Raw genomic sequence first — 13418 nt, forward strand, 5'->3', positions numbered from 1 at the left:
CCGCGAAAGATTCCGACGTGACGAGAATCTCCCGGATTGAGGGCACCAAGGCTGGTCACTCGTCCGTTCTTGGGGCACGATCTGCGCAACGCCGAAAAACCTACGGCTGCGTAACCTCCCGCCCGGAGCCCCCTCCCCAGGCAGAAACGAAGGGCCCTCCCCACCCATGGCAGAGCTTGTCTACCGTCCGGTCATCGGTGCCGCGAAAACGCTGTTCAAGGCATGGGACCTGAAGATCGACTGCAAAGGCTCGGAGAACATCCCACGGTCCGGCGGCGCGGTCCTCGTCAGCAACCACATCAGCTACCTCGACTTCATCTTCGACGGGCTCGCAGCGCTGCCGCAGAAGCGCCTCGTGCGCTTCATGGCCAAGGAGTCGGTCTTCCGGCACAAGATCTCCGGGCCGCTGATGCGGGGGATGAAGCACATCCCCGTGGACCGCAAGCAGGGTGAGACGGCATACGCGCACGCGCTGGAGTCGCTGCGCTCCGGGGAGATCATCGGCGTCTTCCCCGAGGCGACGATTTCGCAGTCCTTCACGCTCAAGACCTTCAAGTCGGGCGCCGCGCGCCTGGCCCAGGAGGCCGGGGTGCCGATCATCCCGATGGCCCTGTGGGGCACGCAGCGGCTGTGGACCAAGGGTCACCCGCGCAACTTCAGACGCAGCCACCTGCCCATCACGATCCGTGTCGGCGAGCCGGTCGAGGCGCCCAAGGACCAGTACGCGGGCGCGATCACCCGGCGGGTCCGGGAGCGCTGCCAGGAGCTGCTGGAGGCCGCTCAGCGCGCCTACCCGGTGCGCCCCAAGGGCCCTGACGACACCTGGTGGATGCCGGCCCACCTCGGCGGGACGGCGCCGACCCCGGCCGAGGTGAAGGCCGCCGAGGCCGGCTGACCGGCCCTCGCCCTACCGCGGCGCGTGGACGGTGACGTGCGCGCCGGGGCTGTACTTCTCCAGGAGTTCGGCGAGTTCGGCGCCCGCGGATACGAGACCGGCGTCCGGCCCCATGCCCTCCAGCAGGAAGATCGCGTTCACCGACTCCTCGGTGAGGCGGGTGCGCGGCCCCTGGCGCCAGTTCCAGCGCCGGCAGGTGACGCCCTCGTCGTCGCACCAGACGACCTCACCGGCGTCGGGGTGCTCGACGACCGGCTCCCCCGCCGCGGCGGTCACGAAGTCCTCGGTGCCGGTGGCCCGCACCAGGCGCATACCGCCCTTGATCAGGTCCAGGTCCTCGCCGCCGACCGGGATCAGGTGGGCCACGCTGATCGCGTTGTAGAGGTCGACGAGGGTGTTGATCCTGGGCAGCCCGCCGTCGGCGAGCGCCCGCTTGGCCAGCGCCTCGGCGGAGTTGCGGGTGCGCGAGGGCTTCGCGCCGAAGGCCGTGTAGGCGGCGCGCCAGGCGGCCATGTGCGGGTCCTCGTGCGGGGCGCGGCCGTCGAGTCGTACGGCCAGACGCCGCGCCGCCTCGTCGAGCAGGGCCGAGCTGTCGTCGGTACTGGGTCCGTTGACGAGGCCGCGGGCCTCGATGGCGACGTGGGTGAAGCCGGGCGCGAGGGCGCGCACCTCGTCGGAGACGGTGAGCGTCAGGGGCGCGTGCGGCGGGACTGTCATGGGGGCCCTTGCTTGGTCGGGGCTCGTCAGAGCGCGTCGGGGAGGTTCTCCCACAGGTGCGGCCGATCCGGGGCGCTTTTCATGGCGCTCAGGACCACCGGGTGCGGTGCAGCATAGAGTACTGGATAGTCCATCCCATTGGACTCGGCATCGGGCAAGAAGGCCAGCCGCTCCCCCGCCAGGGAGAACTGGGCGTCGACGCCCGGTTTGTTGCCGCGACAGTCCTGCCGGTGCCACTTCCCGCAAAAGCGCACGGCGACGAGGCCATGGACGCAGTGGCCGCTTCCGGCGCCATGGGTCAGCCGCTGATAGCAGAGTGCGGTCGGGACGTCCTCGGCGCGCAGCAGCGCGGCCAGCGCGTGGGCCTTCGCGTGACAGATGCCGGTGCCCTGCTCCAGGACGTCCGAGGCACGCCACGTGACGCGCATATCGCCGCTGTCGGCGGAGTGCGGGATGGCGTCCCGCACGAACTCGTAGGCGGCCTGCGCGTATACGTATGAATCGGCGGACTGCGCGGCCAGGCGTGCGGCCGTCTCGCGCACGAGGGGGTGCCGGTGGTCGATGACCTCGTCGGCGGCCAAGTAGGCGGACAGGTCAGGGGTTTCCTGGATCAGCTGCATGTCACGGGAGCATAGAAATGCGACGGACCGCAAGTCAATGACTTTACGGTCCGCCGCATATTCATGCAGCCAGAGGGGCGATCAGACAAGGAGAGTGAGGGGCGCGGTCAGCGCGCCATCTCCTCCTTGAGCGCCGCGAGGAACCCGTCGACGTCCTCCGCACGAGTGTCGAACGCGCACATCCAGCGCACGACGCCCGCCGCCTCGTCCCAGAAGTAGAAGCGGTACCGCTTCTGAAGCCGCTCGCTCACGTCGTGCGGCAGGCGCGCGAAGACGGCGTTGGCCTGCACCGGGTAGAGGATCTCCACGCCGGGCACCGAGCGGACACCGTCCGCGAGGCGCTGGGCCATCTCGTTCGCGTGCCGGGCGTTGCGCAGCCACAGGTCCTTGGCGAGCAGGGCCTCCAGCTGCACGGACACGAAACGCATCTTCGAGGCGAGCTGCATCGACATCTTGCGCAGGTGCTTCATGTGGCGCACGGCGTCCTGGTTGATCACCACGACGGCCTCGCCGAACAGCGCGCCGTTCTTGGTGCCGCCGAGCGAGAGGATGTCGATGCCGACCGCGTTCGTGAACGTGCGCATCGGCACGTCCAGCGCGGCCGCCGCGTTGGCTATCCGCGAGCCGTCGAGGTGCACCTTCATGCCGAGCCGGTGCGCGTGGTCGCAGATCGCGCGGATCTCGTCGGGCGTGTACAGCGTGCCCAGCTCGGTGTTCTGCGCGAGCGAGACGACCTGCGGCATCGCCCGGTGCTCGTCCTCCCAGCCGAACGCCTGCTTGTCGATCAGCTCGGGGGTGAGCTTGCCGTCCGGCGTCGGCACCGTGAGCAGCTTGATGCCGGCCATGCGCTCGGGGGCGCCGCCCTCGTCGACGTTGATGTGCGCGGACTCGGCGCAGATCACCGCGCCCCAGCGGTCGGTGACCGCCTGGAGCGCGACGACGTTGGCGCCCGTGCCGTTGAACACCGGGAACGCCTCGGCGGTGGGGCCGAAGTGGCCCCGGATCACCTGCTGGAGGCCGGCTGTGTAGTCGTCCTCGCCGTACGCGATCTGGTGGCCGCCGTTGGCCAGGGCCAGGGCGGCCATGACCTCGGGGTGCGCGCCCGCGTAGTTGTCGCTCGCGAAGCCCCGCACGTCCGGGTCGTGACGGCGCCGGGCGTCGGTCTTCGGAGGGTTCACGGCTTCTCTGGCGGCAGCGGTCACGGCTTCTCGGTCAGCCACAGGCGGTTTCCGTTCACTTCCCCGGCGGGCCGCTCCCAGACGCCGGCGATGGCCTCGGCCAGCTCCGTGACGTCCGTGAAACCCGCGAACTTCGCGTTGGGACGCTCCGCGCGCATCGCGTCGTGCACCAGCGCCTTGACCACCAGGATGGCAGCCGCCGCGCGCGGCCCCTCCTCGCCCCCCGCCTTGCGGAAGGCGTCCGCGAGAGCGAGCGTCCAGGCCTCGGCCGCCGCCTTGGAGGCCGCGTACGCCGCGTTGCCCGCGGTCGGCTTGGACGCGCCCGCCGCGCTGACCAGCAGGTAACGGCCGCGGTCGCTGCGCCGCAGACCGTCCTCGAAGGCGAGGGTGGTGTGCTGCACGGTGCGGATCAGGAGCTTCTCCAGGAAGTCCCAGTCGGCGAGGTCGGTCTCGGCGAAGCTCTTGCTGCCGCGCCAGCCGCCGACGAGGTGGACGAGACCGTCGATCCGCCCGAACTCCTTCTCCGTGCGCGTCGCCCACTCGCGGGCGGCGTCCAGGTCCAGGAGATCGACCGTGTCACCGATGACGGTGGCCCCGCCGTGCGCGTATCGCGCGGCGTCCACGGCCTCGGCGAGGCGCGCCGGATCGGCGTCCGACGCCACGACCGTGGCCCCTGCCTCGGCCAGCCTCAGCAGTGTGGCGCGCCCGGCGGCCCCGGCGGCGCCGGCCACCGCGATCACGGCTCCATCGAGTACGGACATGGTCCTCGCCTCCTCCTGGCGGCCGCTCACGCGGCGACCCTCTCGGCGCCCGAGGCGGTGATCCCCTTGGTGGAGGCGATCACGTGCTTCAGCTTCTTGGAGAGCGCCTCATAGAACATGCTGAGCGGAAACTCGTCCGGAAGCACGTCGTCGACGAGCTTGCGCGGCGGCAGCGAGGTGTCCAGGGCGTCCGGGCCCTTGGCCCAGCGCGATCCGGGGTGCGGGGCGAGGTAGGTGGACACCAGGTCGTAGGCGGCGAACCAGTGGACCAGCTTCGGGCGGTCGATGCCCGCGCGGTACAGCTCCTCGATCTCGCCGCACAGCTGGTTGGTGACCCGCGGCGCGCGCTCCCAGTCGATCCGCAGCCGGTTGTCGGTCCAGCGGACCACACCGTGCTTGTGGAGGTAGGCGAAGAGGAGCTGGCCGCCGAGCCCGTCGTAGTTGCGCGTCCGGTCCCCGGTGACGGGGAAGCGGAACATGCGGTCGAAGAGGACCGCGTACTGCACGTCCCGGCCGTGCCGGTTGCCCTCGGCCTCCAGCTTCACGGCCTCCTTGAAGGCGGTGAGGTCGCAGCGCAGCTCCTCCAGGCCGTACATCCAGAACGGCTGGCGCTGCTTGATCATGAACGGGTCGAAGGGCAGGTCGCCGTGGCTGTGGGTGCGGTCGTGGACCATGTCCCAGAGCACGAAGGCCTGCTGGCAGCGGTCCTGGTCGCCGACCATCTCACGGATGTCGTCGGGCAGTTCGAGCCCCAGGATGTCCACGGCGGCCTCGGTGACCCGGCGGAAGCGGGCCGCCTCGCGGTCGCAGAAGATGCCGCCCCAGGAGAAGCGCTCGGGGGCCTCGCGCACCGCGATCGTCTCGGGGAAGAGGACGGCCGAGTTGGTGTCGTACCCGGCGGTGAAGTCCTCGAAGGTGATGCCGCAGAACAAGGGGTTGTCGTAGCGCGTGCGCTCCAGCTCGGCCAGCCACTCGGGCCAGACCATGCGCAGCACGACCGCTTCGAGGTTGCGGTCGGGGTTGCCGTTCTGCGTGTACATCGGGAAGACGACCAGGTGCTGGAGGCCGTCCCGGCGGTCGGCCGCGGGCTGGAAGGCGAGCAGCGAGTCCAGGAAGTCCGGCACCGTGAAGCCGTCCTCCGCCCAGCGGCGCAAGTCCGCGACGAGCGCGCGGTGGTAGGCGGCGTCGTGCGGCAGCAGCGGGCTGAGCTGCTCGACCGAGGCGACCACGCGGTCCACGGCCAGCTCGGCGGCGGCCTTCGCCGGGGCGCCCTCCGCCGCGAAGTCGATGGAGCCGTCCGCGGACTGCCAGGGCCTGATCTCCTCCACGGCCTCCTTGAGCACCGGCCACGCCGGGTGGTCCACCACCCGCACTTCAGCGGGAGGAACCGCGCCCTCCGTACCCGCCTGCACAAGAATTTCCGTCATGTCCCACCTTCCACGGGAGAACCTCGCGTATGGACACCGTATGTGTGCAAGGTTCTCCGGGACAAGGGGCACCTCCGGAAATTATCCTGCGCCACCCCCTCCTTCGCCGCGCTTTTTCCCGTCCCCCAGGAGTGAGGCGCTCGCTTCAGCGGCGGGGCAGGTCCGCCCGTACGGTCTTGCCCTGCGGGCCCGTGCTCACCTCGACCGCCAGGGCCAGGCTCCGCACCATCGGCCAGCCGAAGCCGCCGGTCCCTCCCGCGAGATCCGGCGTCCGCTCGCGCGGCGGCCGGGGGTCGGCGTCGGTGACGGCGACCGTGAGGGCGTCACGATGCGCCACCAGACGCAGCGAGCAGGCGTCGCCGCGTGCGTGCCGTATGGAATTGGTGACCAGCTCCGACACGGTCAGCTCGACGCTCGCCGCCGCCTGTTCGTCCATGGCCGGACTGAGCCCGCTCATGAAGGCGCGGGCGAAATCCCGTGCCTGCGCTACGACTTCCGGCCGCTTGTCGAAGACCGTTCGATCCAGGACTTTGCTGCCGTACCGCGAATGGTCCGTCCTCATACGCCCCTCCTCGATCAGGGGTGGACTGTACGAATGGGTCTCTTGCCCCCGAAGCCGACTTCTTAACGCCCACCGCCGCGGCCGGCACGGCCCGCCACCCCGCCCTGACGCGGCGTCACGAGGTCCACGAAGATCAAGTGTGTGGTGGGCGTCACGCAACCTCCTCGTGTTGATGGGGACATGAAGCGCGAGGAGGCGGGTAGTCGCTGCCTCACCAGCCCACAGGGGACGAGGGGGGCTGGCGGACAGGGAGGTAGACATGACGATGGCCACCAGAACGCAGATGGACACCGGCATCACGGAGCTGCCGGAGGTGGTGGATCCGCAGGCGGTGACGCCGAAGGACTCCCGTGCCTTGTCCCAGTTGTTCTTCGATCAGCTCGCGGTGCTCGAAGAGGGCACGGCCCAATACCAGTACGTACGCAATACCCTGATCGAATTGAACATGTCGCTGGTCCGGTACGCGGCCGGGCGTTTCCGTAACCGCGGCGACGAGATGGAAGACATCGTCCAGGTCGGCATGATCGGCCTGATCAAGGCCATCGACCGGTTCGAGCTGACCCGCGAGGTGCAGTTCGCCACTTTCGCGGTCCCTTATATCGTTGGAGAGATCAAGCGTTTCTTCCGTGACACGTCCTGGGCGGTGCACGTCCCGCGCCGTCTTCAGGAGGCCCGGGTGGAGCTGGCCAAGGCCACCGAGGAGCTGAGCAGCCGCCTGGGGCGCTCCCCCACCGTGGACGAGCTGGCCACGCTGATGAACCTGACGCCGGAGGAGGTCATCGAGGCCCGCCTCGCCTCCAACGGCTACAACTCCGCGTCCCTGGACGCCGTCCTGCACGGCGACGGCAACGACGAGACGCCCCTGGCCGACTTCATCGGCGAGGAGGACCCCTCCCTGGAGCTGGTGGAGGACTTCCACGCGCTGGCCCCCCTGGTCGCCGAACTCCCCGAGCGCGACCGGGAGCTGCTGCATCTGCGCTTCGTGGAGGAGCTGACCCAGTCGCAGATCGGCGAACGCCTCGGGGTGTCCCAGATGCAGGTCTCCCGTCTGCTCTCGCGCACCCTGGCGAGCCTGCGCAAGGGAATGCTCCCGGCCGCCGGCTGAGGCCGGGCCCCGGAGATCAGCTCCTGCCGTGCCAGTCGAGACAGACGATCATGGCGTCGTCCTCCGCGTCGGTGGGACCCCGATGACCCGCCAGCTCGTGGAGCATGGCCCGCGGCACCTGCGAGGGCGGCAGCAGGCGCGTACTGGCCATGGCGCGGGTGAGCGCTCGTTCGCTGTAGCGCTCACCCGCGGGCGAGGCCACGTTGTAGACGCCGTCGCTGACGAACAGCAGCCGGTCCCCGGGCTCCACGTGGAAGCGCTGGGTGGCGTACAGGGTGTCCTCGAACATGCCGAGCGGGAGCTGCGCCTCGAGTTCGACCGCCTCCGCCTTGCCCTGCCGTATGCGCCACATCTTGGGGGAACCGGCGTCGATGACCTCCGCCTCCCCCGTCTCCAGGTCGAACCGGAGCAGCAGCATGGACAGGTGGACGTCGCCGCGGTAGTGGCCGTAGACCGCCTGGTCCGCGAGGCACGCCTGGTCGGGCAGCGACAGGCCGGCCCGGCGGGCGTTGCGCAGCGCGTTGATCGCGAGGTTGGTCAGGAGGGCGGCCTCGATCCCCTCCCCCATGCCGTTGGTGACGGTGAGCGTCAGGTGGTCGGCCGAGGCCGACCAGTCGAAGTTGTCGCCGTAGATCGCGTACGCGGGTTCGAGCTGCGCCCCCAGCTCGTACTCGGGTCGGGAGCAGGAGCGGCCGGGCAGCAGCTGCCACTGCATCTCGGCGGCCAGGGTGAGCCGGTCGGCGCGGCGGGCCTGGAGGTAGAGGTCGGTGTCCCGCTCCGCGACGACGATCTCGTGGCCGAGGACCTCCGCGACTTCCTCCAGCTCCCCCTCGGTGACGCTGTCATGGGCGTCCGCCGGGAGCCGGACGGTGAGGATGCCGATGCGGTCGCCGCGCACGCTGACGGGCAGGTGCACGGTCACGGGACCGGCCGCGCCGGCCCGCTCGACGTGGGGTTCCTGGGCTCCGAAAGCCCGGCCCGGGGCACTGGTGTGGACCGAGATGGGCTCGGATGTGTAAGGGAGCGCGTCGACGGGCTGGAGTATGGTCGTCGCGTAATCCGCCACCAGGAGGTCGACGGACACCGCGCCGTAATGGGCGGTGAGTGCGTCCCGTACCGCTTCGAGGAGCGCGTGCGGCGCGGCTGTGCGCAGCGCGCGTTCCACCGCCCTGAATCTGTCCACCTGCGGGTTACCGCCTATCTGGAATGACATGGCAAGAAGGAGCGAACGGCCCCGCATGTCTCAGCGACTGACAAGGCCATTGCGAAGTGTCACAGTTGAGGGCATGAATCCCGACCTCGCCGGCAGCAGCGATCAAGACGCCGCCGCACACGCGGTCCGGGATGTCATCGAACTGCTCGAAGTGCTGTGGAACAAGGGCCGCGACATCACGACGACCGCCCCGGTGTCCTCGTCACAACTGCGCGTGCTGTACATCCTGGACGGCGCCCGGGGGATCAACCTCCGCACACTCGGTGAGGTGCTCGGGTCCGCCCCCTCGTCGGTGAGCCGTATGTGCGACCGCCTTCACGCGTTGGGCTTCATCGAGCGCTCTCTCAGTTCGGCCAGCCGTCGCGAGCTTGAGCTGCGCCTGTCGGGCCAGGGAGAAAGCTACCTCAAAGAATTGCGCGCACGCCGCGAAAGTGCCCTGTTCGAGGTCATCTCCGGCATGACCGCGGCAGACCGGGCAGCACTCGAAAAAGGTCTGAGCGGGTTCCGCTCGGCCGTCGAGGAGACCTCCCCGCGGAGCGCGCCCGCGGCCGGTGACGCGGTGGAGACCGCCTGATCCCCGTCCGGCCGAGGCGCTCGCCGCGCCGTACGCGATCGCGTCGTCATGGGCCCTCACCTCGTCGTGCGCCCCGGCTCCACGCCCGCCGCACGCCGGTCCGCCGGGACTGTGCCCTGTGCGCTTCCGCCTCGTTGTGCCGGTCGGGCGGACGAGTTGACGGCAGGTCACCGAAGGGCGGGCTTTCGATGATCGACATCCTCGACTAACGTTTGCCGTGCGACAACAATTGCTAAGGTGGATGTAATGAACGCCAGTGAACCCGAGGCCCGGCTCAGCGTCAGTGCGGCGCTGCGCGAGCAGGGGGAGAAAGTGGCCGACCGCTGGGTGCAGCTCCAGCTGGAACGATCCGTTCTGGGAGCGGGCCTCACCGAAGCCGAGCTTCGCGAGGAGGCGGACGCCTTCGTGGACGCCCTGCGCGCGGGACTGGAGACCGGACATCCGGTCGACCGGGTGGCGACCGCCCACCCCGAACTGCGCCAGGCGATCGCCGACCTCTCGCTGCGCAGAGCGCGGGGCGGCGCCACCCCCACCGCGACCTCGCTGGCCGTCCTGGCCCTCAAGGAAGCGGTGCTCGAAGCGGTGCAGGAGCAGGCGCGCGACACCCACGCCCTGTACCACGCGGCCGTGTTCGTCAACCGCCTCCTCGACACCGCGGGCGCCCTGTCCTTCGCCACTTACGTGGAGGGCCGCGAGGAGATCATCCGTCGACAGAGCCGGCAGCTTCTGGAGATCTCCACCCCGGTGGTCCGGCTGTGGGACCGGGTCCTTGCCGTCCCGCTGATCGGCACGCTCGACACCACCCGCACCCAGGTGGTGATGGAGAACCTGCTCCAGGCCATCGAGCGCGACGAGGCGCAGGTGGCGATCATCGACATCACCGGCGTGCCCACGGTGGACACGGCCGTCGCGCACCACCTCATGCAGACGGTCAACGCCGTACGCCTCATGGGCACCGACTGTGTGATCAGTGGCATCCGCCCGCCGATCGCCCAGATCATCGCCCAGCTCGGCATCGACCTGTCCGCCATCCTGACCCGCGCGACCCTCGCCGACGCCCTGGCCGCGGCCATCACCCTCACCGACCGGCCGCTGCGCTCGGCGGACCCCGTGGGCCCGCGATGACGGGCGCCCCCCGCGGCGGAGTGCCGATCCTGCGTCTGGGCGACGTACTCGTCACCGGACTGCTCAACGAACTCGACGACAAGAGCGTCATCGCCTTCACCGAGGAACTCACCGAGCGCATCGTCGACGACCGCGCCCACGGGGTGCTCATCGACATCTCCCGCCTGGAGCTGATCGACTCCTTCGTCGCCCGCACCCTGATGGAGCTGACCACGACGGCGCGCCTGTTGGGCGCCCGGGTCGTCGTGGCGGGTATGCGTCCCGCCGTGGCCATCACCCTCGTCGAACTGGGTCTGCAACTGTCCGGCGTGGAGACCACGTTGAACGCGGAGCAGGGCATGCGGGCGCTGGGCTGGGAGAAGGCGCCGGCGCCGGCGACCGGGAGGGGGATCAATTGACCCTCTACGGCGACCTCGACGAGATCCCCACGATCCCGCCCCCCACATCCGCGGACCGCCGTCCCGAGCCCGACAGTTCCCGTGTGACCCATTCCCGAGTGACCCATGAGATCCGCGCCGAGGAGGACCTCCTCTCCGCGCGGCACGCCGTGCGCGAAGCCACCCTGCACGCCGGTTTCGGCCTGGTGGACCAGACCCGTATCGTCACCGCGGCCAGCGAACTCGCCCGCAACGCCTACGTGCACGGCGGAGGCGGCACGCTGGTCATCGAATCCGTCCAGCGGAGCGGCCGTCAGGGGCTGCGGCTGTCGGTGAGCGACGACGGGCCGGGCATCGCCGACCTCGACGCGGCGTTCACCGACGGTTACACCACCGGCGCCGGCCTCGGGCACGGGCTCGGTGGAGCGCGCCGCCTCATGGACGAGTTCGAGGTGACCAGCACGCCGGGCCGGGGGACGACCGTCACCGCCGTCCGCTGGAACGGACCGCGGTGAACGAGACGAACGCCATGGGCGGCGCGGGCGCCATGAACGCCTTGGTGACCCCCACCACACTGCACGTTCCCATCGATCACCACAGCGCCGTGCAGACCGCGGCGAACCGCGCCCGCGCCCTCGCCCACACCTGCCGTATGCCGGGAGCGCTGCCGGACCAGGCGGCCGTGCTGGCCAGTGAACTCGCCAGCAACATCAGCAAGCACGCCAGCAACGGAGCGCTCTTCCTCCAGCCGTCGCCCCTGAGCGGGCGCTCCCCGCTGGACACCGCGCTGGACATCGTCGCCGTGGACAACGGCCCCGGCATCCCCGACATCGGCCTCAGCCTCACCGACGGCTACAGCACCACCAAGACCATGGGCGCGGGTCTGGGCGCGGTGCGGCGCATCGCCACGGACTTCGCCCTGCGCTCCGCGGCCGGTGGCGGCACCCTCGCCCACGCGCGGCTCGCGGTCCCGCGGGGGCGGCGGCCGGGAGCCGACATCGGCGCCCTGTGCCTGCCGGCCGCCGGGGAGCAGATCTGCGGGGACGGGTACGCGGTCGTCGAGGGCGACGGGAACTGGACGGGCCTGGTCATCGACGGGCTCGGCCACGGCCCCGAAGCGGCGGCGGCCAGTCAGCGGGCCGTGCGCACCTTCCTGTCCTGCGCGGACGCCCCGCTGCCCGAGGTGCTCAACGCCCTGCACAGCGCCCTGCGGCACACGCGCGGCGCCGCGGCGGCGGCGGTCAGGGTGGGTTCCGGTCGCGCCGAGTACTGCGGGGTGGGCAATATCCGCGCGGCGGCCGTGTCCGTCCACGGCGTCCACCGGCAGCTCACCGGGCACGCGGGCATCGTCGGCTTCAATCTGCCCACGCCGCGGAGCCGGGTTTTCGACCTGCCCGACCGTACGGCCGTGGTCCTGTACAGCGACGGGATCGACCACCGGTGGACACAGGATCCGCCCCCCGGCCGACTGAGCCTGCCGCCGGCCCTGCTCGCGGCGTCCCTGGCCCACACCCATAGGCGTCACCGCGACGACGCCACCGTCCTCGCTCTCGGCAGCCCTCTGGGAATCGGATGACCACCGCCACCTTCCGCACACCCGCCGCCCTGCGCCGCACCGTTCGCGGTATCGCCCTCGCCTACCGGCTGCCCGCCGAGGACAGGGCCCGCATCGTGCTGTCCCTCAGCGAGACGGCCGCCACCGCGCTGAACGCCGGGCGGCCGGTCACGCTGACCACCACCGACGACGCGGGTGACGACGGAGCCGGCCGGCTGACCCTCGCGCTGGGCCTGCCCCGCCGTGAGGACGTCCAGGTGATGACCGATCAGCTTCCGCTGCCCGGCGAGGCATCCCCCGACGGCACGGTGGTGTGGCGGGTCCCCCTGCCCCAGGTCACGGCCCCGGTGGCCGCGCCGGTCACCGCCGTACTGCCGCGGCCTGCCCCGGCTCCCGTGGGCGCCGCCGCTTCCCGCAACGGCGACGCCGACCTCGCGCTGCTGGAGGAGGAACTGCGCGCGGCGCTCGCCCGCGCCGATCACCTCGCCGACGAGCACCGCAAGCTCAAGCACGAGCTGGCCGAGACCAACAGCGGGGTGCTCGCCCTCTACGTACAGCTGGAGGAGCGGGACGAGGAGCTGCGCAAGGCGCACGGGCGGACCCTGCGCGCCCTGGAGGACGCGCTGCGGCCGCGTCCGCTGCACGTCGACGGCCTCGACCTCGCCGTCCACTACGCTCCCGCGAGCGACGACACCCCCACCGGCGGCGACCTGTACGACTGGTTCACCCTCCCGGACGGGACGGTGCACATCACCATCGTCGACGCCCTCGGCCACGGCATCACGAGCACGCGCACCGCGCTGACCGTCACCCACGCCGTGCGCACGCTCGCGCTCGAAGGCCACCCGCTGGAGAGCATCGTGGCGCGCACGGACGACATCCTGGCCCCCTTCGACCAGAACGTGATGGCCACGCTGCTGCTCGCCCACCTCGACCCCGCGAGCGGGCGGCTCTCCCTGGCCAACGGAAGCCACCCCCCGGCCCTGCTGATGCGCGCCGACGGGGAGGCCGACTTCCTCGAAGTCCGCGGCCGGGGCGTCGGCTTCCCCCTGCCGGGCAGCGAGCGGATCCTCACCACCACGCTCCGCCCCGACGACCTGCTGATCCTGTACACCGACGGCCTCACGGAGAGCCGCAGGGACCCGCGCGAGGGCGAGCAGCGCCTGGTGTCGACCGCCCGCCGTTACCGCGCGCGGCCCACGCAGGACGTCCCGGGCTCCATAGCGCGCGACATGCTGACCGACGTCCTCCACGAGGACGACACGCTCGCCCTGGCCGTCCGCTTCCGCTCCCCCACCGGCTGACGGCG

15 protein-coding genes are annotated in these 13418 nt (G+C 70.8%); 8 read left to right on the forward strand and 7 right to left on the reverse strand.

What is annotated here, in order from left to right; all coding sequences use genetic code 11:
- Positions 1-166 precede the first annotated feature (166 nt).
- A complete protein-coding gene (locus tag IG54_RS0102125) occupies positions 167-895 on the forward strand; it encodes a lysophospholipid acyltransferase family protein (RefSeq protein ID WP_030776503.1) in 729 nt (242 codons plus the stop codon).
- A 12-nt stretch (positions 896-907) separates the two neighbouring features.
- Here the strand turns inward: IG54_RS0102125 and IG54_RS0102130 are convergent, their stop codons facing one another.
- The 6 genes from IG54_RS0102130 to IG54_RS0102155 form a co-directional block, all read right to left on the reverse strand.
- On the reverse strand, positions 908-1612 hold the full coding sequence (locus IG54_RS0102130) for a B3/4 domain-containing protein (protein ID WP_030776506.1): 705 nt from the start codon (positions 1610-1612) through the stop codon (positions 908-910).
- Positions 1613-1638: 26 nt separating this feature from the next.
- Positions 1639-2232 (reverse strand): transglutaminase domain-containing protein, encoded by a 594-nt coding sequence (locus IG54_RS0102135; protein ID WP_030776509.1) that lies wholly within the window; start codon positions 2230-2232, stop codon positions 1639-1641.
- Positions 2233-2339: 107 nt separating this feature from the next.
- Positions 2340-3410: a threonine aldolase family protein gene (locus IG54_RS0102140; RefSeq protein WP_030776512.1), complete on the reverse strand. Its 1071-nt coding sequence runs from the start codon at positions 3408-3410 to the stop codon at positions 2340-2342.
- A gap of 20 nt (positions 3411-3430) precedes the next feature.
- Entirely contained in the window at positions 3431-4171 is a 741-nt protein-coding gene (locus IG54_RS0102145; protein ID WP_030776515.1) for an SDR family NAD(P)-dependent oxidoreductase, read from the reverse strand.
- 26 nt (positions 4172-4197) lie between these two features.
- Positions 4198-5598, reverse strand: a complete 1401-nt coding sequence (locus tag IG54_RS0102150; RefSeq protein WP_078593616.1) for a DUF6421 family protein — start codon at positions 5596-5598, stop codon at positions 4198-4200.
- Positions 5599-5743: 145 nt separating this feature from the next.
- A complete protein-coding gene (locus IG54_RS0102155) occupies positions 5744-6160 on the reverse strand; it encodes an ATP-binding protein (protein WP_030776520.1) in 417 nt (138 codons plus the stop codon).
- A 259-nt stretch (positions 6161-6419) separates the two neighbouring features.
- Here IG54_RS0102155 and IG54_RS0102160 point away from each other — a divergent pair, with 259 nt between their 5' ends.
- A complete protein-coding gene (locus tag IG54_RS0102160; protein WP_030776523.1) occupies positions 6420-7265 on the forward strand; it encodes an RNA polymerase sigma factor SigF in 846 nt (281 codons plus the stop codon).
- Positions 7266-7281: 16 nt separating this feature from the next.
- On the opposite strand, the gene IG54_RS0102165 is transcribed toward IG54_RS0102160, so the two are convergent.
- Complete coding sequence (locus IG54_RS0102165; RefSeq protein WP_106976925.1) at positions 7282-8478, reverse strand: PP2C family protein-serine/threonine phosphatase; 1197 nt, start codon at positions 8476-8478, stop codon at positions 7282-7284.
- A 73-nt stretch (positions 8479-8551) separates the two neighbouring features.
- Here IG54_RS0102165 and IG54_RS0102170 point away from each other — a divergent pair, with 73 nt between their 5' ends.
- The 6 genes from IG54_RS0102170 to IG54_RS0102195 all read left to right on the forward strand — a co-directional run bounded on the left by IG54_RS0102170 (position 8552) and on the right by IG54_RS0102195 (position 13413).
- Positions 8552-9052, forward strand: a complete 501-nt coding sequence (locus tag IG54_RS0102170; RefSeq protein WP_037896052.1) for a MarR family winged helix-turn-helix transcriptional regulator — start codon at positions 8552-8554, stop codon at positions 9050-9052.
- A gap of 246 nt (positions 9053-9298) precedes the next feature.
- Complete coding sequence (locus IG54_RS0102175) at positions 9299-10177, forward strand: STAS domain-containing protein (protein WP_030776531.1); 879 nt, start codon at positions 9299-9301, stop codon at positions 10175-10177.
- Positions 10174-10575 (forward strand): STAS domain-containing protein, encoded by a 402-nt coding sequence (locus IG54_RS0102180; protein ID WP_030776534.1) that lies wholly within the window; start codon positions 10174-10176, stop codon positions 10573-10575. Before IG54_RS0102175 ends, IG54_RS0102180 begins: the two co-directional genes overlap by 4 nt.
- An 83-nt stretch (positions 10576-10658) precedes the next feature.
- Complete coding sequence (locus IG54_RS0102185; protein ID WP_030776537.1) at positions 10659-11069, forward strand: anti-sigma regulatory factor; 411 nt, start codon at positions 10659-10661, stop codon at positions 11067-11069.
- Entirely contained in the window at positions 11066-12130 is a 1065-nt protein-coding gene (locus tag IG54_RS0102190) for a SpoIIE family protein phosphatase (RefSeq protein WP_234335929.1), read from the forward strand. The genes IG54_RS0102185 and IG54_RS0102190 overlap by 4 nt, the downstream gene beginning before the upstream one ends.
- Complete coding sequence (locus tag IG54_RS0102195; protein ID WP_030776542.1) at positions 12127-13413, forward strand: PP2C family protein-serine/threonine phosphatase; 1287 nt, start codon at positions 12127-12129, stop codon at positions 13411-13413. The genes IG54_RS0102190 and IG54_RS0102195 overlap by 4 nt, the downstream gene beginning before the upstream one ends.
- Positions 13414-13418: the final 5 nt, after the last annotated feature.

Source organism: Streptomyces sp. NRRL S-920 (assembly GCF_000717945.1).
GTDB lineage: Bacteria > Actinomycetota > Actinomycetes > Streptomycetales > Streptomycetaceae > Streptomyces > Streptomyces alboniger.

What these genes read in the sequence shown, in the direction of transcription:
- IG54_RS0102125 (WP_030776503.1), top strand. Translation starts at nt 167, where the DNA reads ATGGCAGAGCTTGTCTACCGTCCGGTCATCGGTGCCGCGAAAACGCTG.
- IG54_RS0102130 (WP_030776506.1), bottom strand. Translation starts at nt 1,612, where the DNA reads ATGACAGTCCCGCCGCACGCGCCCCTGACGCTCACCGTCTCCGACGAG.
- IG54_RS0102135 (WP_030776509.1), bottom strand. Translation starts at nt 2,232, where the DNA reads ATGCAGCTGATCCAGGAAACCCCTGACCTGTCCGCCTACTTGGCCGCC.
- IG54_RS0102145 (WP_030776515.1), bottom strand. Translation starts at nt 4,171, where the DNA reads ATGTCCGTACTCGATGGAGCCGTGATCGCGGTGGCCGGCGCCGCCGGG.
- IG54_RS0102150 (WP_078593616.1), bottom strand. Translation starts at nt 5,598, where the DNA reads ATGACGGAAATTCTTGTGCAGGCGGGTACGGAGGGCGCGGTTCCTCCC.
- IG54_RS0102155 (WP_030776520.1), bottom strand. Translation starts at nt 6,160, where the DNA reads ATGAGGACGGACCATTCGCGGTACGGCAGCAAAGTCCTGGATCGAACG.
- IG54_RS0102160 (WP_030776523.1), top strand. Translation starts at nt 6,420, where the DNA reads ATGACGATGGCCACCAGAACGCAGATGGACACCGGCATCACGGAGCTG.
- IG54_RS0102165 (WP_106976925.1), bottom strand. Translation starts at nt 8,478, where the DNA reads ATGTCATTCCAGATAGGCGGTAACCCGCAGGTGGACAGATTCAGGGCG.
- IG54_RS0102170 (WP_037896052.1), top strand. Translation starts at nt 8,552, where the DNA reads ATGAATCCCGACCTCGCCGGCAGCAGCGATCAAGACGCCGCCGCACAC.
- IG54_RS0102175 (WP_030776531.1), top strand. Translation starts at nt 9,299, where the DNA reads ATGAACGCCAGTGAACCCGAGGCCCGGCTCAGCGTCAGTGCGGCGCTG.
- IG54_RS0102180 (WP_030776534.1), top strand. Translation starts at nt 10,174, where the DNA reads ATGACGGGCGCCCCCCGCGGCGGAGTGCCGATCCTGCGTCTGGGCGAC.
- IG54_RS0102195 (WP_030776542.1), top strand. Translation starts at nt 12,127, where the DNA reads ATGACCACCGCCACCTTCCGCACACCCGCCGCCCTGCGCCGCACCGTT.